General features: G+C 66.9%; 19 protein-coding genes and 1 pseudogene. 15 read left to right on the plus strand and 5 right to left on the minus strand.

All coding sequences use genetic code 11. From position 1 onward, the window contains the following. Positions 1-90: 90 nt before the first annotated feature. A complete protein-coding gene (locus QZW52_RS04525; RefSeq protein ID WP_293995768.1) occupies positions 91-552 on the minus strand; it encodes a YidB family protein in 462 nt (153 codons plus the stop codon). 136 nt (positions 553-688) lie between these two features. On the opposite strand from QZW52_RS04525, the gene purN reads away from it, so the two are divergent. The 3 genes from purN to QZW52_RS04540 all read left to right on the plus strand — a co-directional run bounded on the left by purN (position 689) and on the right by QZW52_RS04540 (position 3,972). Beyond that, positions 689-1,342, plus strand: coding sequence for a phosphoribosylglycinamide formyltransferase (purN, locus tag QZW52_RS04530; protein WP_293995770.1), 654 nt, complete (start codon positions 689-691; stop codon positions 1,340-1,342). Positions 1,343-1,352: 10 nt separating this feature from the next. Further along, positions 1,353-2,609, plus strand: coding sequence for an RsmB/NOP family class I SAM-dependent RNA methyltransferase (locus tag QZW52_RS04535; RefSeq protein ID WP_293995772.1), 1,257 nt, complete (start codon positions 1,353-1,355; stop codon positions 2,607-2,609). 139 nt (positions 2,610-2,748) lie between these two features. After that, on the plus strand, positions 2,749-3,972 hold the full coding sequence (locus QZW52_RS04540) for a DesA family fatty acid desaturase (protein ID WP_293995774.1): 1,224 nt from the start codon (positions 2,749-2,751) through the stop codon (positions 3,970-3,972). 9 nt (positions 3,973-3,981) lie between these two features. Here the strand turns inward: QZW52_RS04540 and QZW52_RS04545 are convergent, their stop codons facing one another. The 4 genes from QZW52_RS04545 to trxB all read right to left on the minus strand — a co-directional run bounded on the left by QZW52_RS04545 (position 3,982) and on the right by trxB (position 7,398). After that, positions 3,982-5,643 carry a type IV pilus assembly protein FimV gene (locus tag QZW52_RS04545; RefSeq protein ID WP_293995776.1) on the minus strand — a complete coding sequence of 554 codons (1,662 nt, stop codon included), beginning with the start codon at positions 5,641-5,643 and terminating at the stop codon, positions 3,982-3,984. A gap of 187 nt (positions 5,644-5,830) precedes the next feature. After that, positions 5,831-6,001, minus strand: coding sequence for a 50S ribosomal protein L33 (gene rpmG, locus QZW52_RS04550; RefSeq protein WP_293995778.1), 171 nt, complete (start codon positions 5,999-6,001; stop codon positions 5,831-5,833). A gap of 15 nt (positions 6,002-6,016) precedes the next feature. Continuing rightward, positions 6,017-6,250, minus strand: a complete 234-nt coding sequence (gene rpmB / locus QZW52_RS04555) for a 50S ribosomal protein L28 (RefSeq protein WP_179634305.1) — start codon at positions 6,248-6,250, stop codon at positions 6,017-6,019. A gap of 179 nt (positions 6,251-6,429) precedes the next feature. Continuing rightward, a complete protein-coding gene (gene trxB / locus QZW52_RS04560) occupies positions 6,430-7,398 on the minus strand; it encodes a thioredoxin-disulfide reductase (RefSeq protein ID WP_293995781.1) in 969 nt (322 codons plus the stop codon). 205 nt (positions 7,399-7,603) lie between these two features. On the opposite strand from trxB, the gene QZW52_RS04565 reads away from it, so the two are divergent. The 12 genes and pseudogenes from QZW52_RS04565 to QZW52_RS04620 form a co-directional block, all read left to right on the plus strand. Next, positions 7,604-8,272 carry a Crp/Fnr family transcriptional regulator gene (locus tag QZW52_RS04565; protein WP_293995783.1) on the plus strand — a complete coding sequence of 223 codons (669 nt, stop codon included), beginning with the start codon at positions 7,604-7,606 and terminating at the stop codon, positions 8,270-8,272. Positions 8,273-8,369: 97 nt separating this feature from the next. Continuing rightward, positions 8,370-11,042 (plus strand): DNA translocase FtsK, encoded by a 2,673-nt coding sequence (locus tag QZW52_RS04570; protein WP_293995785.1) that lies wholly within the window; start codon positions 8,370-8,372, stop codon positions 11,040-11,042. Then, positions 11,042-11,686: an outer membrane lipoprotein periplasmic chaperone LolA gene (gene lolA, locus QZW52_RS04575; protein WP_293995787.1), complete on the plus strand. Its 645-nt coding sequence runs from the start codon at positions 11,042-11,044 to the stop codon at positions 11,684-11,686. The genes QZW52_RS04570 and lolA overlap by 1 nt, the downstream gene beginning before the upstream one ends. Before the next feature lie 59 nt (positions 11,687-11,745). Continuing rightward, complete coding sequence (locus QZW52_RS04580; protein ID WP_293995789.1) at positions 11,746-13,047, plus strand: replication-associated recombination protein A; 1,302 nt, start codon at positions 11,746-11,748, stop codon at positions 13,045-13,047. Between the two features lie 169 nt (positions 13,048-13,216). Beyond that, on the plus strand, positions 13,217-14,152 hold the full coding sequence (locus QZW52_RS04585) for a branched-chain amino acid ABC transporter permease (protein ID WP_293995790.1): 936 nt from the start codon (positions 13,217-13,219) through the stop codon (positions 14,150-14,152). Positions 14,153-14,165: 13 nt separating this feature from the next. Then, complete coding sequence (locus tag QZW52_RS04590) at positions 14,166-15,260, plus strand: ABC transporter permease subunit (RefSeq protein WP_434738272.1); 1,095 nt, start codon at positions 14,166-14,168, stop codon at positions 15,258-15,260. A gap of 28 nt (positions 15,261-15,288) precedes the next feature. Continuing rightward, the gene (locus QZW52_RS04595) at positions 15,289-16,086 is read left to right on the plus strand and encodes an ABC transporter ATP-binding protein (protein WP_293995792.1); all 798 of its coding nucleotides are present in this window, start codon (positions 15,289-15,291) and stop codon (positions 16,084-16,086) included. 23 nt (positions 16,087-16,109) lie between these two features. After that, on the plus strand, positions 16,110-16,856 hold the full coding sequence (locus QZW52_RS04600) for an ABC transporter ATP-binding protein (RefSeq protein ID WP_293995794.1): 747 nt from the start codon (positions 16,110-16,112) through the stop codon (positions 16,854-16,856). 72 nt (positions 16,857-16,928) lie between these two features. Next, positions 16,929-17,501 carry a phospholipase D family nuclease gene (locus tag QZW52_RS04605; protein WP_293995796.1) on the plus strand — a complete coding sequence of 191 codons (573 nt, stop codon included), beginning with the start codon at positions 16,929-16,931 and terminating at the stop codon, positions 17,499-17,501. A gap of 25 nt (positions 17,502-17,526) precedes the next feature. Continuing rightward, positions 17,527-18,402, plus strand: coding sequence for an arginase family protein (locus QZW52_RS04610; protein ID WP_293995798.1), 876 nt, complete (start codon positions 17,527-17,529; stop codon positions 18,400-18,402). After that, entirely contained in the window at positions 18,302-19,372 is a 1,071-nt protein-coding gene (locus tag QZW52_RS04615) for an RNA-guided endonuclease InsQ/TnpB family protein (RefSeq protein ID WP_293995800.1), read from the plus strand. Before QZW52_RS04610 ends, QZW52_RS04615 begins: the two co-directional genes overlap by 101 nt. 3 nt (positions 19,373-19,375) lie before the next feature. Then, a pseudogene (locus tag QZW52_RS04620) lies at positions 19,376-19,516 on the plus strand (histone deacetylase family protein); the annotation flags it as partial.

Below are 19,516 nucleotides of genomic sequence, written 5' to 3' on the forward strand. Positions count from 1 at the left end.
TCAACACATCCGGTGCGGTCCAGCCAGGATTGGCTAACCGGTGTATCGACCGCTGGCCGCAGGGCTTGAGTGCCACTGCGGCGTGGTGGCTCAGCGGTTGAGCATCCCGCCCAGGATTTGCGGCAACAGGCTGCCCAGGTCCGTGCCTTGCTGGGGCATCTGGCCGTGGGGCGTGAGTCCGTCGATCAGTTGCGGCAGGAGCTGTGACAGCGCGCCAGCGGCAGCGCCATGGTCCATGCCGGCGCTGCGCGCGAGCTGGCCGATCACGTCCGAGCCGAGCACGTTGCTGAGCTGGTCGGCAGAGATGGGCAGGTTCTGGCCGGTGGAGACCCAGGACGAGGCCACGTCACCCAGCCCGCCGCGCTGGAACTGTTCCAGCAAGCCACCCAGGCCACCGGCGGCTGCCCCGCCGCCCTGGTTGCCGCCGCCCATCAGCATGCCGAGGACGGCCTGGATGAGTGCCGCCTGGCCACCGCCGCCACCGCTGTTCTGGCTCCCGCCACCGAGTGCCTGGCTGACGACCGAACCCAGCATTGAATCGAGCAATCCCATCGTGTTCTCCTGAAAGTGTCTGTGAGGTGCCGGTGCGTGTGCGTTCCATCACGGTCCGCTTTCTCCGGCGGCCGTACTGTGACCGGTTTTGGCCGCGCTGTCATGCGCTGCGGTCAGCCGCTACACTCCCGCACCCATGAAACGCATCGTGATCCTGATTTCCGGCCGTGGCTCCAACATGGAAGCCATCCACCGTGCCTGTGCCGAAGAAGGCTGGCCCGCCGCTGTGGTGGCCGTCCTCAGCAACCAGCCGACGGCGAGCGGCCTCGCGTGGGCGGCCGAACGCGGCATCGCCACCGCGTCGATCGACCACCGCGCCCACGCCGACCGCGCCGCCTTCGATGCGGCGCTGGCCGCTGAAATCGACCGCCACCAGCCCGACCTGGTCGTGCTGGCCGGCTTCATGCGAATCCTGACGCCCGATTTCGTGGCCCGCTACGCCGGTCGCTTGCTCAACATCCACCCGTCGCTGCTGCCCGCGTTCAGCGGACTGCGCACGCACGAACGCGCGCTGCAGACCGGCTGCAAGGTGGCCGGAGCGACGGTGCATTTCGTGACCGCCGAACTCGACTACGGCCCGATCGTGCTGCAGGCGGTGGTGCCGGTGCTGGCCGGAGACACCGCCGACACGCTGTCGGCGCGGGTGCTGGTGTCCGAGCACCAGATTTATCCACTTGCCGTGCGCTGGTTCGTCGAGGACCGGCTGGTGCTGGGCAGCGACGGCGTCATGCGCCACACCGGGAACGCGCCACAGTGGCTGTTTCCGACCCCTGATTCCCGAGATACCTGAGGACTTCCCGATGACCCCCAAAGCCCTCTTCACGCTGTGCGACGAGCTGTTGCATGAAGTCCTGCGCTTCTCCAGCCCGACCGACGCCGTGGTGTCGGCCTTTTTCCGCCGCAACCGGATGCTGGGCGTGCGCGAGCGCCACGCACTGGCCGAAACGGTGTACGCCGTGCTGCGCGAGCGGCTGCGGCTGCAGTACCTGGCCAAGTCCGGCACGGGCGCGCTGGAACGCCGCCTGAGCATCCTCGCCTGGCGCGGCACCGAAGCCTACCTGCGCGCCGCCACCACCGAAGCCGAGCAGAAGTGGGCCGCCACCGCCAAGCTGCTGAGCCTGAAGAGCCAGTCCGAGAACCTGCGCCACAACCTGCCCGACTGGTTGGCCGAGGCGCTGAAGAAGGAAACGGGCAACGACTTCTGGCCGCTGATCGAGAGCCTGTCCTCCTCGGCCGGGCTGGACCTGCGCGTCAACACCCAACTGACGAAGCGCGAAGCCGCCCAGGCTGCACTTGCCGAAGAGGGCATCCTGACCGAGCTGACGCCGTACTCGCCGACGGGTCTGCGCGCGCGCGGCAAGCCGACGCTCAACCTGACCGAGTGCTTCAAGCGCGGCGAGGTCGAGGTGCAGGACGAGGGCAGCCAGTTGCTGGCGCTGCTCACCGAGGCCAAGCGCGGCGAGATGGTGGTGGATTTCTGCGCCGGAGCGGGTGGCAAGACGCTGGCCCTCGGCGCGATGATGCGCAACACCGGGCGCCTCTATGCCTTCGACGTGTCCGCCCACCGCCTGGCCGCGCTCAAGCCGCGTCTGGCGCGCAGCGGCCTGTCCAACGTCTACCCGGCCGGTATCGCCCACGAGCGGGATGAACGCATCAAGCGGCTGTCCGGCAAGATCGACCGCGTGCTGGTCGATTCGCCGTGCTCCGGTCTGGGCACGCTGCGCCGCAATCCCGACCTCAAGTGGCGCCAGACGCCCGAGGGCGTGGCCGAGCTGACGGTCAAGCAGCGCGCCATCCTGGACAGCGCCGCGCGGCTGGTGAAATCGGGCGGCCAGCTCGTCTACGCCACCTGCAGCCTGCTGGACGCTGAAAACGAGGCCATCGCCCTGGCGTTCAGCGAAGCGCATCCGGAGTTCGAGCTGCTGAACGCGGCCGAGGTGCTGGCGCGCCAGAAGGTCGAGGGTGCCGAGTCGCTCTGCCGCAACAACTACCTGCGTCTGTGGCCGCACCGGCATGGGACGGACGGGTTTTTCGCCGCGGTCTGGCGCCGCCGCTGACGTCTTCTGCCCTTGATCGGGCGCAATCGTCGGCGATTGTCTGGTTTGGGTCGCCATATCAGGCAAATTCCCTGTTTCAGGGAGATTGGTGGAACGTCTAGAATGTTCCACCCCTCCGCTTGCTCCCTGAAAGTATTCAATGCCCGAACTCTCGACGATCTGGTCGGTCCTGGTGGACTGGCTGGCCCATGGTCTGCTGCGTGCCAGTCCCTGGCAGGTGCTCGTCACCACACTGGTGATGACGCACGTCACGATCGTCGCCATCACCGTCTTCCTGCACCGCAGCCAGGCCCACCGCTCGCTCGACCTGCACCCGATCCCGGCGCACTTCTTCCGCTTCTGGCTGTGGATGTCCTCGGGCATGGTGACCAAGGAATGGGTCGCGATCCACCGCAAGCACCACGCCAAGTGCGAGACCAAGGACGACCCGCACAGCCCGGTCGCCCACGGCATCAAGACGGTGCTGCTCCAGGGCAGCGAGCTGTACCGCGCCGAAGCCAAGGTCGAGGAAACGCTGAAGAAGTTCGGCCACAACACCCCGGACGACTGGCTGGAGCGCCACGTCTACACCGGCCGCTCCAAACTGGGCGTGTCGCTGATGCTCATCATCAACGTGCTGCTGTTCGGTGCGCTCGGCTTGACGGTGTGGGCGGTGCAGATGCTGTGGAGTCCGGTCCACGCGGCCGGCATCATCAACGGCCTGGGTCACTGGTGGGGCTACCGCAACTTCGAAGCGGCCGACGCTTCGACCAACATCTCGCCCTGGGGCATCTGGATTGGTGGCGAGGAGCTGCACAACAACCACCACACCTTCCCGACCTCGGCGAAGCTGTCGGTCAAGCCCTTCGAGTTCGACATCGGCTGGGGCTACATCCGTGTGCTGGAGATGCTGGGGCTGGCCAAGGTGCGCAAGACCGCCCCGCAACTCAAGCTCGGCGCCGTGCGTCCCGTCGCCGACAGCCAGACGCTGGAGGCCCTGATCGCCAACCGCTACGAGGTCATGGCCCAGTACGCCACCAACCTGCGCAAGGCGTGTGCGGACGAACTGGACCGCCTGAAGCAGCAGGGCGCGCAGAACACCGAACGCTGGAACGAAATGCGGCTGGCGCAACGCTGGCTGCACCGCGATGACCAGAAGATCCCGGCCGACGTGAAGGAACAGGTCGCCAAGGCGTGTGACCAGAGTCCGGCGCTGACCAAGCTCGTCACCATGCGCGAAGAGCTGCGCCAGTTGTGGACCCGCACCAACGTGTCGGGCGAGCAACTGGTGGTGGATCTGCAGGGCTGGTGCCAGCGCGCCGAGAGCAGCGGCATCGCCGCGCTGCAGGACTTTGCGCGCACCTTGCGCTCCGCCCACGCCTGATATCCAGCATCAAGCTGCCAGCAGCTCCATCAACCGTGACACTGGTGCCTGAGCCGGTAGTTCGATGCGGGAGAGTGCGGTGCCTGTGGCCTTGACGGCTGCCGCAGCGGGCCACGCCGATGGAGATTGCCGGGCGATGCCGTGCAGCAACAAGGCATCCTCGAACGCCGGCTGGTCGAGCACCTCGATGCGCGTCGGCCGCAGCAGCAAGCCTGCGATGGCCGCAGCGGGCTCTTCCTGTGACCAGGCCTGCTGGATGTGCGCCAGCGTGTCGGGATAGGCGTCCAGGTCGGCGGCAAGGGGCGGTGTGACGGACCCCATGTTCGGGATGCGGACGTTGTAGAGCGCCTCCAGTTGCGCGGCCACACGCTCGTGGTTCCAGGGTTGCTCCATGTGCCGGTAGAGTGCCAGCAGGCGCAGCAGGATCCAGGGACATTTGCCGGGCAACTCCTGCAGCCGACGCTCCAGAACGACCGCCACCCCGATCGGTGATTCCGCGACGTGCGGCTCAAGCTCCTGCAGCAACTCTGCGCTGGCGTGGGGCGTGTCCAGGTTCGGGCGGCCGAAGTCGGCATCCGGCCACCGGGTGATGGCTGCACTCTGTGGTGCTGCGGGCGGTGTGTTGGGCGGTGTGGCGGGAGGCGCCCAGCGGACGGTGCTGGTGTCCCCCTCCTCGCTCGCCTGTGGTGCCGATGGCGGTGCGGGCATGGCCAGCGCCGGTGCGAAGTCCGCAGTGGCTGGAGTCTGCGTGGTGGATGTGGCGAACGTGGACGTGCCGAGGATCTCCATGCGTGGCATCAACCCTTCCCGCACCAAGCGCAGGCCGAACAGGCCCACCGCCAGCCCCATGGCGGCACCCACCACCAGCAAGGCATTGCGCCACATTTCCCGCTCGCCGTGTTCGACCCGCGCCAGGAGGGCCGCCAGATGGGCGCGTGTCTGGCGCTGCTCCTCGCGCAGGTCTTGCCAGGCGAACTCGCCAGACAGGCGTTCGGCGGGTGTTGGCAGCGCCAATGTGCTCACCACCGCGTTCACCAGCCGCTGTACTTCGGCCTCTTCCAGCGGGCGGGAGGGTGCAGCAGCGGGTACGGCCGATGCGGATGCGGCGACCGGTGGCGGAGGATCGTCCGACCGTGTGGTGCTGCGCGGCGAGAGAGCGGGTGCAGACTTTGCCACGGGCTGCGGCAGTGGGGTGACCCGCGTGGCCGGGCGCTGCCTGGGGTCTGCCACTGCCATGGCCACGGAGCGCCTGCGGGCATCGGGTGGATCGACGAGCACGGTGAATTCGCGTGTGTAATCGGCACCGCACAGCAGGCGCAGTCGGCCCGTGAGCACGGTGTCGGTGACAGTCTGCGGGCTGCTGATCTGCACCAGCACGCGGCCATCGTCCCCACTGGGGGTCGTCCGCACACGCACGGGTGCGATGGACGCTCCCGATTCACCCTGCTGGAGCTGCACCTCCAGGCAGTCCGGTGTCATGCGGCTCGCTGGCCAATCGAAACCGCGCACCTGTACGGCCATCGACAGCGGTTGGTCCACCATGGCGTGTGCCATCGAGGTGTCCACCGACTGACTGCAGGCGTTGCCCGTCCAGGCCAGCAGCGCGGTGGCGACGACCATGCGGATGCCGGTGCCTGTGCTGATGCCTTGTTGCCATTCCGGCTGCTTCATGCTGCTCCCCGCGCGGCGTTGTGCTGGGAGGTCAATCTAGGCGGATTGTGGCGTGCAGTCCATCACACCAGAGGGGGCCACCTTTTGGGGGATATCCGGGCAGTGGTGCCCTTCAAGACATGAAAAAACCCGCTGGGGCAGTGCCTGAGCGGGTTTTCGAGGACAAGTCCGTCCAGCGCAGGGCTGGTCAGCGGAGCTTGATTTCCTTGTACAGCACGTGCTTGCGCACCTTCGGATCGAACTTCATGAATTCGAGCTTTCCGGGCGTCGTCTTCTTGTTCTTGTCCGTGGTGTAGAAGTGGCCGGTACCCGCAGTGGATTCCAGCTTGATTTTTTCGCGTCCGCCTTTGGATGCCATGGTGTCAGTCTCCGATTACAGTTCGCCGCGGGCACGCAGGTCGGCGAGGACCACGTCGATACCCTTCTTGTCGATCAGTCGCAGCGCAGCGTTGGAGATGCGCAGGCGAATCCAGCGGTTTTCGCTCTCGACCCAGAAGCGGCGGTACTGCAGGTTGGGCAGCCAGCGGCGCTTGGTTTTGTTGTTTGCGTGGGAAACATTGTTCCCGGTCATCGGGCCTTTACCCGTGACTTGACAGACGCGTGCCATGACGCTTCTCCGATACGATGGTTACAGCAACCAGAGCAGACCCGCCTGAACATTGTCGGCACTTGTGGTGCCCGGTCTGATGATCACCCCTCCGACAAATCTGAATGACCTGTCGGGTCTATTGGCGGCAAAACGTCAATTATAGAACGGAACCGAGCGCCGCCGCCAATGGCCCGGTGTCAGGCGCCCGCAGGGGGGTTCTGTTCGAGGTAACGCTGTGCGTCCAGCGCGGCCATGCAGCCCGTGCCGGCGCTGGTGATGGCCTGCCGGTAGACGTGGTCCTGCACGTCGCCCGCGGCGAACACGCCGGGCACGCTGGTCATCGTGGCCAGCCCGTTCAGGCCGGAGCGGGTGACGATGTAGCCGTCCTTCATCTCCAGTTGGCCCTTGAAGATGTCCGTGTTCGGCTGGTGGCCGATGGCGATGAAGCAGCCCTGCACGGCCAGATCACGGGTGCTGTCGCCGGTCGTGCTCTTCAGGCGAACACCCGTGACACCCGTGGTGTCGCCGAGAACTTCATCCAAAGTCTGAAACAGATGTAACTCCATTTTTCCGACGGCAACCTTCTCGTGGAGCTTGTCGATCAGGATGGCCTCGGCGCGGAACTTGTCGCGGCGGTGGATCAGGTGGACCTTGCTGGCGATGTTCGACAGGTACAGCGCCTCTTCGACGGCCGTGTTGCCGCCACCGACCACGCAGACTTCCTGGCCGCGGTAGAAGAAACCGTCGCAGGTCGCGCAGCCGCTCACGCCGCGTCCCATGAAGGCGGTTTCCGAGGGCAGGCCGATGTACTTGGCGCTGGCACCGGTGGCAATCACCAGGGCGTCACAGGTGTAACTGCCAGAGTCGCCGGTCAACAAGAAGGGCCGCTGCGAGAAATCCACCGCATGGATGTGGTCGTACACCATCGTGGTGTTGAAGCGTTCGGCGTGCTGCTGGAAGCGCTGCATCAGCTCCGGGCCTTGTACGCCCATGACATCGGCGGGCCAGTTGTCCACTTCGGTGGTGGTCATGAGCTGACCGCCCTGGGCCATGCCCGTGACCAGCGTCGGTTTGAGGTTGGCGCGGGCGGCGTAGATGGCGGCGGTGTAGCCGGCCGGGCCGGAGCCGAGGATGAGGACTTGGGCGTGCGTGGAGGGGCTGCTCATGGGGTGCGGTGTCGGTTTGCTTGGCTGCGCGCAGTTTCATTTCCGGGTCAACGCGCTGTTCAACGGGGTGACGCTTCGGTTAGAGTCGCGACGCAATGGGCATGTCGTGAAATGGTGCAGTGCGAAGCTTAGCGTTTCTTGTCTGCCCCGCGCCATGTCCCGCTTTCAATGACAACGATAGACACCAACAAGCAGGAGTAGCCCCATGGCCATGCTCTCAAACCTGGATCTGATTCGACGGGTTCCTCTTTTCTCGATGCTGACTGTGGAGCAGGCGCAGACCATCGCGGACGGCGTGGTCAAGCGCCGCTACCGCCGCGGCGAAATCATCGTCGAGCAGGGCCGCAAGTCGGACGCCCTGTTCATCCTGCTGAGCGGCCGCGCCCGCGTCATCACGTCGGACACCCGAGGCCGCGAGGTCATCCTGGCGGTGCTCGAAGCCGGTGACTACCTCGGCGAGATGAGCCTGATCGACAACGAGCCGCATTCGGCCACCGTGCGCGCCGAGGTGCAGACGGACGTGCTGGTGCTGGGCCGCGGCGAGTTCGCGACCTGCCTGCCGGACAACTCCAGCCTGTCCTACGCGATCCTGCGTGGCCTCGTCGCGCGCCTGCGCAACGCCGACCGCCAGATCGAGTCGCTCGCGCTGCTGGACGTTTACGGCCGCGTCGCCCGTGCGCTGCTGGACATGGCCGAAGACGACGAAGGTCGCCGCGTCATCCGCAGCAAGGTCTCACGCCAGGATCTGGCCAAGGTCGTGGGCGCGTCCCGCGAGATGGTCAGCCGCGTGATGAAGGATCTGGAAGAGCGCGGCCTGATCGAGACGCAGGAAAACGGCTGGGTCGTGCTGACCGAGCGTCTGGCCACCCAGTAAGCCCTTCGGCCAGGCATCTCCGGGTGCTTCGGTTAACGCAAAGCCGCCATGCCACATGGCGGCTTTGCCGTTTCTGCGGATCGCGGACAATGCCGGCATGACCTATCCGCTCGGTTCGCTGCGCAGTTCAGCATCCGCCCAGACGCCTGCCCCGCAGGCCCCGGCCACCTCCTCCCCTCCCACCCCCCGCTGGCGCCTCCAGGTGGGGATCACGCTGGGCGGCACCTTGTTGCTGCTGTGGGTGCTCGCCATGCTCAGCCACCACCCCGGCGATGCGGCATTTTCCACCTCCGGCGATGGCCAGCGCCTGCGCAACCACGTCGGCGTGGCCGGTGCCTGGGCGTCGGACCTGTCGTTCGTGCTCTTCGGGTTGTCTGCGTGGTGGGGTCTGCTGTTTGGTGCGCGGGCCTGGCTGTCGGTGGTGGCGCGTCTGCTGCGGGCCGATCTGGCGCCGGTCGATCCGGTGGGTCCGGTGCATTGGCGCCCGCAGTGGCTGACCTGGGTGGGTCTGGCGCTGCTGCTGATGGCCAGTGCCGCGCTGGAGTGGACGCGGCTGTACCAGTTCGAGGGGCAGGTGGCGGGTGCCCATGCTGGCGGCGTGCTGGGCGCTGTGCTCGGGCCGTCGAGCATGCGGCTGCTGGGGTTTGTCGGCAGCGGGGTGCTGTGGATTGTCGTGCTGCTGCTGGCGCTGGCCTGGGCCTTCCGTTTCTCGTGGCTGGGCTTGGCCGAGCGCATCGGCGGGTGGTTCGACGGCTGGCGCGAGCGGTACCAGCTCTACCGCAAGGAGGCGGAAGACAAGCGCATCGGTGCCGAGGCACAGGTGCAGATGCAGCGGCAGATGTCCCGCGAGCGCGACGCCGTGGCGGTGACTGCCCCGGCACCGCTGGACACCCCGACCGCGCCGATCACCCTGGACACCCCGACGCCGCTGGCCCAGGCCGGTCGCAAGAAGAAGGAAAAGCTGGCGCCCCCGCCCAGTGTCGAGCCGGTGTTCGACGCCGAGACCCTGCCCGGCGTGCTGCAGGTCGCCCCCGGCGGCACGCGCGCAACCACCTACGAACCCGATTTCGTGGACACGGTGCCGGACAGCCTGCCGCCGCTGGTGGTGGCGCCGTGGGACGAGGGACTGCCGATGCCGGTGGTCCGCGCCACACCGCTGGTCCCGGCACCGGCTGCTGCACCGATGCCAGCGCCCGTGCGTGCTGCACCGCCGCCGCCACTGCCGCTGGCGACGCCGTCAGCACCACCAGTGCTTGCACCACTGCCCCCGCTCGACGGCCCGGCCCACCTGCCGCAGGTCAGCCTGCTCGACCGCGCCACCGTCGCCACCGAGACCGCCACGCCCGAACACCTGGAGGCCACCAGCCGCCAGATCGAGCGCAAGCTCGCGGACTTCGGCGTGGAGGTGCAGGTCATCGCCGCCATGCCCGGCCCGGTGATCACGCGCTTCGAGATCGAGCCAGCCACCGGCGTCAAAGGCTCGCAGATCGTCAACCTCGCCAAGGACCTGGCCCGCTCGCTCAGCCTCGTGTCGATCCGCGTGGTCGAGACGATTCCGGGCCGCAACTGCATGGCGCTGGAGCTGCCCAACGCCAAGCGCCAGATCATCCGGCTGTCCGAGGTGCTGGGCGCGCCGGTCTACACCAACGCCGCCTCGTTGCTGACCCTCGGCTTCGGCAAGGACATCGTCGGCCAGCCCTTCGTCGCCGATCTGGCCAAGATGCCGCACTGTCTGGTGGCCGGCACGACCGGCTCCGGCAAGTCGGTGGGCATCAACAGCATGATCCTGTCGCTGCTCTACAAGGCCGATGCGCGGGATGTGCGGCTGATCCTGATCGACCCGAAGATGCTGGAAATGAGCGTCTACGAGGGCATCCCGCACCTGCTCGCACCGGTCGTCACCGACATGAAGCAGGCGTCGAACGCGCTCAACTGGTGCGTGGCCGAGATGGAGCGGCGCTACAAGCTGCTCAGCAAGATGGGCGTGCGCAACCTCGCCGGCTACAACAAGAAGATCGACGACGCCACCGCCCGCGAGGAGCTGATCCCCAACCCGTTCAGCCTGACGCCGGAGGAGCCCGAGCCGCTCGACCGCCTGCCGCACATCGTGGTGGTGATCGACGAGCTGGCCGACCTGATGATGGTGGTCGGCAAGAAGATCGAGGAACTCATCGCCCGGCTGGCCCAGAAGGCGCGCGCCGCTGGTATCCATCTGATCCTGGCCACGCAGCGCCCGTCGGTCGATGTCATCACCGGTCTCATCAAGGCCAACATCCCGACCCGGCTCAGCTTCCAGGTCTCCAGCAAGATCGACAGCCGCACCATCCTCGACCAGATGGGCGCCGAAGCCTTGCTGGGGCAGGGCGACATGCTGTACCTGTCGCCGGGTTCGGGCGTGCCGATCCGCGTGCATGGTGCGTTTGTCAGCGATGACGAGGTGCATCGCGTCGTCGAATACCTGAAGTCGCAGGGCGAGCCGAACTACATCGAAGGCATCCTCGAAGGCGGCGTGCTCGATGGCGACGGCGGCAACGACACCAACGCCGAAGGCGGTGGTGGAGACGCCGAAGCCGACCCGATGTACGACCAGGCCGTGGCCGTCGTGCTGCAGAACCGCAAGGCGTCGATCTCGCTGGTGCAGCGCCATTTGCGCATCGGCTACAACCGCGCGGCCCGTTTGCTGGAACAAATGGAGCAATCCGGACTCGTATCGAGCATGTCCACCAACGGCAACCGCGACCTCCTCGTCCCGGCCCGCAACAACGAATGATGCTGCTGAACCACTTCCCGACGTCCCCGAAGGCTGTGCTGCGGGGTGCAGTGCTGGCGCTGGCGGTGCTCAGTCCCGTGCTGGCCCGCGCCGACGCGGTGGACGCGCTGCGCAGCTTCGTGCAGACGGTGCAGTCCGGTCGCTCGCCGTTCACGCAGGTGGTCACGGCGCCGGACGGCGCGAAGAAGAAGACCACCAGCGGCGAGTTCGAGTTCCAGCGACCCAACCGTTTCCGCTTCGACTACACCAAGCCCTACGAGCAGCAGATCGTCGCCGATGGGCAGAAGGTCTGGCTCTACGACGTGGACCTCAACCAGGTGACGGTGCGCGCCTTCGACCAGGTGCTGGGGGCGACCCCGGCGGCGCTGCTGGCCGGTGGCAACCTCGACCGGGATTTCACGCTGCAGGCCGATGCGGACGCGGGCGGCTTGCAATGGGTGCAGGCCCAGCCCAAGGCCAAGGAAGGCCAGATCCGCCAGTTGCGCGTGGGTTTCCGCGGCAAGGATCTCGCGGCGATCGAACTGGTGGACGCGCTGGGCCAGCGTTCGCGGCTCGACTTCAGCCGCTTCGAGCCGAACGTGATGCTGGCACCGACGCGCTTCAAGTTCACTGCGCCTGCGGGTGCCGACGTGCTGCAGCAGTGACCCCGACGAGCCCAGACCTGTTTGGCGAAGCGTCTGGCACGCTGCCGGATGCTGTCCCGGTGGCTGCGCCAAGCGCGGATGCCCCGCTCGCCGAACGCCTGCGTCCACGCCACCTGGATGACGTGATCGGCCAGCGCGACCTGCTCGGGCCGGGCAAGCCGGTGCGGGTGGCGTTCGAGTCAGGCCGGCCGCATTCGATGATCCTGTGGGGACCGCCGGGCGTGGGCAAGACGACGCTGGCCCGCTTGATGGCCGACGCCTTCGACAGCCGCTTCGTGCAGATCTCGGCCGTGCTGGGCGGCGTGAAGGACATCCGCGACGCCGTCGAGCAAGCGCGGGTGACGCAGGCGCAGGGGCGGCGCTGCATCGTGTTCGTCGATGAAGTCCACCGCTTCAACAAGGCGCAGCAGGACGCCTTCCTCCCGCACGTCGAGTCGGGCCTGTTCACCTTCATCGGCGCGACCACCGAGAACCCGTCCTTCGAGGTCAACTCGGCGCTGCTGTCGCGGGCGACGGTGCATGTGCTGCAGCCGCTGTCCGAGGACGACCTGCGCACATTGCTGGCCACTGCCCGCGCGGAACTCCAGGCCGCCGAGCCGACGCCCGAGGCCGCCCAGCGCCTGATCGCCTACGCGGATGGGGATGCCCGGCGCCTGCTCAACACCTACGAGAACGTGGTGCGGATGGTCGGCGCGGCCACCGTGATCGACGAAGCCGTGCTGGAGCAGAGCCTCGGGGCGCAACTGCGGCGCTACGACAAGGGCGGCGACCAGTTCCACGACACGATTTCCGCGCTGCACAAGTCGGTGCGTGGCAGCAGCCCGGATGCTGCCCTGTACTGGTTCGCGCGCATGGTCGATGGCGGCGTCGATCCGCGCTACATCGCCCGGCGGCTGGTCCGCATGGCCAGCGAGGACATCGGACTGGCCGACCCGCGGGCGCTGCGGCTGGCGCTCGATGCCAGCGAAACCTACGAGCGACTCGGCTCGCCGGAGGGAGAGCTGGCGCTGGCGCAGGCCGTCGTCTACCTTGCCGTGGCGCCCAAGTCGAACGCGGTCTACACGGCATGGAAGGCCGCGCGCGCCTTCGTGCAGCAGGACGGCTCGCGCCCGGTCCCGCTGCACCTGCGCAATGCCCCCACCAAGCTGATGAAGGATCTCGACTACGGTCGGGATTACCGCTACGCCCACGACGAGGCGGACGGATATCCGTCCGGCGAGCAGTATTTCCCGGATTTTCCGCACGACCGCGACCCGGCTCCGCGCTTCTATGCCCCAGTGGCCCGTGGGCTGGAAATCCGCATCGGCGAGAAGCTGGCCCAGTTGCGCCAACTCGACGACGAAGCCCGGAAAAACCGCTGAATCGCCGCGCATTCCCGGCTGTTCCACGCTGTTCCTAGCGCAAACGCGCATCCGTCGGTGCTGGGCGCCCACCTAGAATCGGCGTGCGCAATGCGGCGGCAAGATGTCACATCCCATTCTGGTACGGGTCTTGCAGCATGGCGCCGCAGCGGCCACAGGAGAGCTTGGAATGGATACCTTCGTACAGCAGATCATCAACGGCCTGGTGCTCGGGAGCATGTATGCCCTCGTCGCACTCGGCTACACGATGGTCTACGGCATCATCAGCCTGATCAACTTCGCCCACGGCGAGGTGCTCATGGTCGGCGCCATGGTCAGTTGGAGCGTGGCGATCGCGTTCCAGGAAGCAGGCTCGACCTTGCCGGGCTGGCTGATCATGTTCATTTCGGCGATCGCGGCGATCATCGTCTGTTCGCTGCTCAACTACGCGGTCGAGAAGATCGCCTACCGCCCGCTGCGCAACGCACCGCGCCTGGCCCCGCTGATCACCGCCATGGGCATGAGCCTGCTGCTGCAGACGCTGGCCATGATCATCTGGAAGCCGAACCCCAAGCCGTATCCGCAGCTCCTGCCGGTGGAGGTCTACAACCTGTGGGAAGACGGCCCCGTCATCACGCTGACGCAGATCCTGATCCTCGTCATCACGGCGGTGGTGCTCACCGGGCTGCTGTGGCTGGTGAACAAGACCAAGCTGGGTCGGGCCATGCGCGCCACGGCCGAGAACCCCCGCGTCGCCGGCCTGATGGGCGTGCGTCCGGACCACATCATCAGCACCACGTTCGTGATCGGCGCGGCGCTGGCCGCCATCGCCGGCATCATGTGGGCCGCCAATTACGGCACGCTGCAGCACAGCATGGGCTTCATGCCCGGCCTGAAAGCGTTCACGGCGGCGGTCTTCGGCGGCATCGGCAACCTGACCGGCGCGATGGTCGGCGGCGTGCTGCTCGGCCTGATCGAAGCCATCGGCGCGGGCTACCTCGGCGACCTCACCGGCGGCATCTTCGGCAGCCAGTACGTCGAGATCTTCGCCTTCCTCGTCCTGATCCTGGTGCTCACCATGCGACCGTCCGGCCTGATGGGCGAACGCGTGGCCGACCGCGCCTGAGGAGACCACACACATGACTTCTTCCATGGACAAGACCCGGCAATGGGTCGTCTTCGGGCTGGCGGCGGTTGCGCTGCTGGCGCTGCCGCTGTTCGCCGCGCAGTTCGGACAGGGCTGGGTGCGCATCATGGCGCTCGCGCTGCTGTACGTGATGCTGTCGCTTGGCCTGAACATCGTCGTCGGCTTCGCCGGCCTGCTCGACCTGGGCTACGTCGCCTTCTACGCCGTGGGCGCCTACCTCTACGCGCTGCTGGCTTCGCCCCACCTCTCGGAGAACTTCGAGTGGATCCGGGCCATGTTCCCGAACGGGCTGCACATGCCGATCTGGGCCGTGGTGCCCGTCGCGGCAGCCGTGGCGGCGTTCTTCGGCATGGTGCTGGGGGCGCCGACGCTCAAGCTGCGCGGGGACTACCTGGCCATCGTGACGCTGGGCTTCGGCGAGATCATCCGGGTGTTCATGAACAACCTGGAGCACCCGCTCAACATCACCAACGGACCGCGCGGCATCAGCCAGATCGACCCGATGAACTTCTTCGGCTTCAGCTTCGGCCAGCCGGTGGACCTGTTCGGGCACACCTTCCCGCCGGTGGTGCTGTACTACTACCTGTTCCTGGTGCTGGTGGTGCTGACGGTGATCGTCTGCCGCCGCCTCGAAGTCTCACGCATCGGTCGCGCCTGGATGGCCATCCGCGAGGACGAGATCGCCGCCAAGGCGATGGGGCTGAACACCCGCAACCTCAAGCTGCTGGCGTTCGGCATGGGCGCCACCTTCGGTGGCATCTCGGGCGCCATGTTCGCCGCCTTCCAAGGGTTCATCTCGCCCGAGTCGTTCACGCTGGCCGAGTCGGTGATGATCGTGGCGATGGTGGTGCTGGGCGGCATCGGGCACATCCCCGGCGTCATCCTGGGCGCGCTGCTGCTGTCGGCGCTGCCGGAAGTGCTGCGCTACGTCGCGGGTGACGTGCAGGCCATGACCGGCGGCCGTCTCGACGCGGCCATCCTGCGCCAGTTGCTGATCGCGCTGGCGATGATCACGATCATGCTGGTGCGCCAGCGCGGCCTGTGGCCCGCCCCCGAGCACGGCAAGGCCGCTCCGGCGGCCAAGTGAAGCTGAAGCGAACAGGAGCCATCTCCCCATGAGCAAGAACAGCAAGAACACCGCGGACATCGTCCTCGAAGTCAAGGGCGTCTCCAAACGCTTCGGCGGCCTGCAAGCCCTCTCGGACGTGGGCATCACCATCCACAAGGGCCAGGTCTATGGCCTGATCGGCCCGAACGGCGCCGGCAAGACGACCTTCTTCAACGTCATCACCGGTCTCTACACCCCCGACGGCGGCACGTTCAACCTCGGCGGTGCCCCCTACACGCCGACCGCGGTGCATGAAGTCGCGGCAGCCGGCATCGCCCGCACGTTCCAGAACATCCGGCTCTTCCCCGAGATGACCGCGCTGGAGAACGTCATGGTCGGGCGCCATGTCCGCTCGCACTCCGGGCTGATCGGCGCCATCTTCCGCACCTCGGCGTTCAAGGCAGAGGAAAAGGCGATCGCCCAGCGTGCGCAGGAACTGCTCGACTACGTCGGCATCGGCAAGTTCGCCGAGTACAAGGCCCGCACGCTGTCCTACGGCGACCAGCGCCGCCTGGAGATCGCCCGTGCGCTGGCCACCGACCCGAAGCTGATCGCGCTCGATGAGCCGGCGGCCGGGATGAACGCCACCGAGAAAGTCGTGCTGCGCGAGCTGATCGACCAGATCCGCAAGGACGGCCGCACCATCCTGATCATCGAGCACGACGTGAAGCTGGTGATGGGCCTGTGCGACCGGCTCACCGTGCTCGACTACGGCAAGCAGATCGCCGAGGGCACGCCGGCCGAGGTGCAGAAGAACGAGAAGGTGATCGAGGCCTACCTGGGCAGCGGTCACAAGGCCCATTGAACGCAGCAGGACATCCCCACCCCATGGCAACCGCAACGAACCACAAGGCCGGCGGCAGCGGCCAAGTCCTGCTGAGCATCGAGAACCTGAAGGTCGCCTACGGCGGCATCCAGGCGGTCAAGGGCGTGACGCTCGAAGTCCGCGAAGGCGAACTCGTCAGCCTGATCGGGGCCAACGGCGCTGGCAAGACCACCTCGCTGAAGGCGGTCACGGGCATCCAGCCGATCGCTGATGGCGACGTGAAGTACCTCGGCAAGAGCCTCAAGGGGCAGGGCGCCTGGGATCTCGCCAAGCAAGGGCTGGTGATGATCCCGGAAGGCCGCGGCACCTTCACCCGGATGACGATCACCGAGAACCTGCAGATGGGCGCCTACACGCGCAACGACCAGGAGATCGACGCCGACATCGACAAGGTCTTCACCATCTTCCCGCGCCTGAAGGAGCGCCGCGACCAGCTCGCCGGCACGATGTCCGGCGGCGAGCAGCAGATGCTGGCAATGGGCCGCGCGCTGATGGCCCGACCCAAGGTGCTGCTGCTGGACGAGCCGTCGATGGGGCTGTCGCCGATCATGGTGGACAAGATCTTCGAGGTTGTCGCCGACATCCACCAGCAGGGCGTCACCATGCTGCTGGTCGAGCAGAACGCCAGCCGCGCGCTGGCGGTGGCGGATCGGGGCTACGTGATGGAGTCCGGGCTGATCACGATGACCGGGCGGGGGCAGCAATTGCTCAGCGATCCGAAGGTGCGCGCCGCGTATCTGGGCGAATAAGGCGGCACCAGGGCGGTGGACCGGGCGGGCATGGGATGATCCCCACCCGAAATGAAATCCGATACCCGCCCCATGCTCCGTCTTGTTCACCTTGTGCGTGTCCTCCCGGCTGTGGCCGTCGCCATCGCCATGCCGCTCACGTCCGCCGTGGCGCGCACCGATGCCGCGGCTTCGGCCTACCAGACCTTCTCCCCGCAGGCGTCCTACCGCCTGTGCTTCACCCCGGACGGCGACTCCTGCGAGAAGCTGCTCATCGAGGCGATCCAGGCCACGCGCCGCTCGCTGCATGTGCAGGCGTATTCCTTCACCAGCGTCCCCATCGCCCAGGCCGTCAAGCAGGCCAAGGAACGCGGGGTCGATGTGCAGGTCATCGTCGACAAAAGCCAGGTCAGCGAGAAATACACCAGCGCCACCTACCTGAAGAACGGCGGCGTGCCCGTGGTCATCGACACCAGACCGGCCATCGCGCACAACAAGGTCATGATCTTCGACGGCCGGGCGGTGTTCATGGGGTCGTACAACTTCACCAAAGCCGCCGAGACCCGCAACACCGAAAACGGTCTGCTGGTCCGCGACGACGCGGCGCTGGTCAAGGCGTATCTGGACAACTGGACCATGCGCTTCTCGGTGTCCACCCCCTACTGAGCGGATCGCCGCAGCAGGCGCGCCCATGCACATCGTCCACAACCCCGACCACCGCCTGCACACGGCGCACCACGAGATGTACCGTGGACGGTTGGTGCCCTGCCACGAGACGCCCGACCGGCTGGACCATGTGCTCGCCGCGGTGCAGGCGCGGGCGGTGGGCGCGCTGTGCCTGCCCGAGCCGGTGTCCGATGCGGCGCTGGTGGGCGTTCACGCGCCGCGTTACCTGGATTTCCTCGCGGGCGCCTGGAGTGCCTGGGTGGCGCTCGACCCGGCCAATGCCGCGCTCGACATCCTGCCCTCGGTGTGGGCGGGACACGGTCTGCGGCGCGACGTGGTGCCGCGCAACTTCGCGGCGCAACTCGGGCTGTACACCTTCGACGCCGGCAGTCCCATGGTGGCCGGCACCTGGGCGGCAGCGCGGGCCGGCGCGGCGTGCGCGGTGACGGCGGCGCGGGCGGTGTTGATGGGGGACCGTTGTGCCGTGGCGCTGACCCGCCCGCCGGGGCACCACGCCGGGCCGGATTTCTTCGGCGGCTACTGCTTCCTCAACAACGCCGCGCTGGCCGCCCAGACGCTGCGTGACGGTGGCGCGGCGCGGGTGGCGGTGCTCGATGTCGATTACCACCACGGCAACGGCACGCAGACGATTTTTTACGGACGTGACGACGTGCTGACCGTCTCGCTCCACGGCGATCCGATGACCCGGACGAAGCGACAAGCCCCGGGGTTCAGCCCGGGGTCGAGCGTTCAAGCCGTTCCGGCTTGTCAACCGACATGTATGGAAATACAGTTGTCAGATGGAAGCCGTGAAGACCCTCAAGCTGCGGATCAAGGACAAGCACGCGGGCGTGCTGTCCTTGATGGCGCGCGAGGTCAATCAGGTGTGGAACTACTGTAACGAGACCAGTTCGCGGGCGATCCGCGAGCGCGGAAAGTGGCTGAGCGGGTTCGACCTGCAGAAGCTCACGGCGGGGTACTCGAAGTGCGAGGGCGTGCGGATCGGTAGCGCCACGGTGCAACTGGTGTGCGAGGAATACGCCACCCGGCGCAAGCAGTTCAAGAAGTCGAGGCTGAACTGGCGGGTGTCGAACGCGAAGGCGGCGAAGCATTCGCTGGGCTGGGTGCCGTTCAAGGCGGGCGGCGCGAAGTACAAGGCCGGGCAGATCGCTTTTCTCGGGCACAAGTTCGGCCTGTGGGACAGCTACGGGCTGAGCCGGTTCGATCTGCGCGCTGGCTCGTTCTCGCAGGACGCGCGCGGCCGGTGGTACCTGAACGTGTGCGTCAAGGTGGACGTGCCGAAGTCGGCTGGCACTGGGCTGATCGGTATCGACCTCGGCCTGAAGACTGCAGCGACGTGCTCGGACGGCGAAGAGCTGGCGTCCGGCCTGTACCGCAAGCACGAGGGCGCGCTAGGGATCGCCCAGCGGGCGCGCAAGAAGAACCGGGTGCGCGCGATCCACGCGAAGATCGCCAACACGCGCAAGGACGCGATGCACAAGTTCAGCACCGGGCTGGTCGAGCGCAACGCGGCGATCTTCGTCGGGAACGTGCAGGCGAAAGCGATGGTGAAGACCAAGATGGCGAAGTCCACGCTGGACGCCGGATGGGCAATGCTGAAAACGATGCTGGAATACAAGAGCCATGGGGCCGGCATCGTCTTTGAAGAGGTGAACGAAGCCTACACAACCCAGACCTGTTCGCGCTGCGGGGGCATACCCGCCAGCAGTCCGAAAGGCAGGACAGGTCTGCGAATGAGGCGATGGACATGCTGCGATTGCGGCGCGGAACACCACCGCGACGTGAACGCCGCCAGGAACATCGCCGCGCGCGGACATGCGCGTCTCGCAGGAGGAATCCCCGTCCTTTAGGGCGGGGAGGATGTCAACGAATACCCCTTCTTCCTCGGCCACGCGGACGAGTGCGGGGAGGGTGCCGGCTTCGGCTGCAACCTCAACCTGCCGCTGCCCCGCGGCACCTCGGCCGCGACCTGGTTCGATACGCTCGACCACGCC

This window comes from Sphaerotilus sp. (assembly GCF_013299175.1).
Taxonomy (GTDB): Bacteria; Pseudomonadota; Gammaproteobacteria; order Burkholderiales; family Burkholderiaceae_C; genus Sphaerotilus.

Bases quoted from the DNA above. Each gene is read 5' to 3' on its own strand.
- QZW52_RS04525 (WP_293995768.1), bottom strand. From the start codon at position 552: ATGGGATTGCTCGATTCAATGCTGGGTTCGGTCGTCAGCCAGGCACTC.
- purN (WP_293995770.1), top strand. From the start codon at position 689: ATGAAACGCATCGTGATCCTGATTTCCGGCCGTGGCTCCAACATGGAA.
- QZW52_RS04535 (WP_293995772.1), top strand. From the start codon at position 1,353: ATGACCCCCAAAGCCCTCTTCACGCTGTGCGACGAGCTGTTGCATGAA.
- QZW52_RS04540 (WP_293995774.1), top strand. From the start codon at position 2,749: ATGCCCGAACTCTCGACGATCTGGTCGGTCCTGGTGGACTGGCTGGCC.
- QZW52_RS04545 (WP_293995776.1), bottom strand. From the start codon at position 5,643: ATGAAGCAGCCGGAATGGCAACAAGGCATCAGCACAGGCACCGGCATC.
- rpmG (WP_293995778.1), bottom strand. From the start codon at position 6,001: ATGGCATCCAAAGGCGGACGCGAAAAAATCAAGCTGGAATCCACTGCG.
- rpmB (WP_179634305.1), bottom strand. From the start codon at position 6,250: ATGGCACGCGTCTGTCAAGTCACGGGTAAAGGCCCGATGACCGGGAAC.
- trxB (WP_293995781.1), bottom strand. From the start codon at position 7,398: ATGAGCAGCCCCTCCACGCACGCCCAAGTCCTCATCCTCGGCTCCGGC.
- QZW52_RS04565 (WP_293995783.1), top strand. From the start codon at position 7,604: ATGGCCATGCTCTCAAACCTGGATCTGATTCGACGGGTTCCTCTTTTC.
- QZW52_RS04570 (WP_293995785.1), top strand. From the start codon at position 8,370: ATGACCTATCCGCTCGGTTCGCTGCGCAGTTCAGCATCCGCCCAGACG.
- lolA (WP_293995787.1), top strand. From the start codon at position 11,042: ATGCTGCTGAACCACTTCCCGACGTCCCCGAAGGCTGTGCTGCGGGGT.
- QZW52_RS04585 (WP_293995790.1), top strand. From the start codon at position 13,217: ATGGATACCTTCGTACAGCAGATCATCAACGGCCTGGTGCTCGGGAGC.
- QZW52_RS04590 (WP_434738272.1), top strand. From the start codon at position 14,166: ATGACTTCTTCCATGGACAAGACCCGGCAATGGGTCGTCTTCGGGCTG.
- QZW52_RS04595 (WP_293995792.1), top strand. From the start codon at position 15,289: ATGAGCAAGAACAGCAAGAACACCGCGGACATCGTCCTCGAAGTCAAG.
- QZW52_RS04600 (WP_293995794.1), top strand. From the start codon at position 16,110: ATGGCAACCGCAACGAACCACAAGGCCGGCGGCAGCGGCCAAGTCCTG.
- QZW52_RS04605 (WP_293995796.1), top strand. From the start codon at position 16,929: ATGCTCCGTCTTGTTCACCTTGTGCGTGTCCTCCCGGCTGTGGCCGTC.
- QZW52_RS04610 (WP_293995798.1), top strand. From the start codon at position 17,527: ATGCACATCGTCCACAACCCCGACCACCGCCTGCACACGGCGCACCAC.
- QZW52_RS04615 (WP_293995800.1), top strand. From the start codon at position 18,302: ATGGAAGCCGTGAAGACCCTCAAGCTGCGGATCAAGGACAAGCACGCG.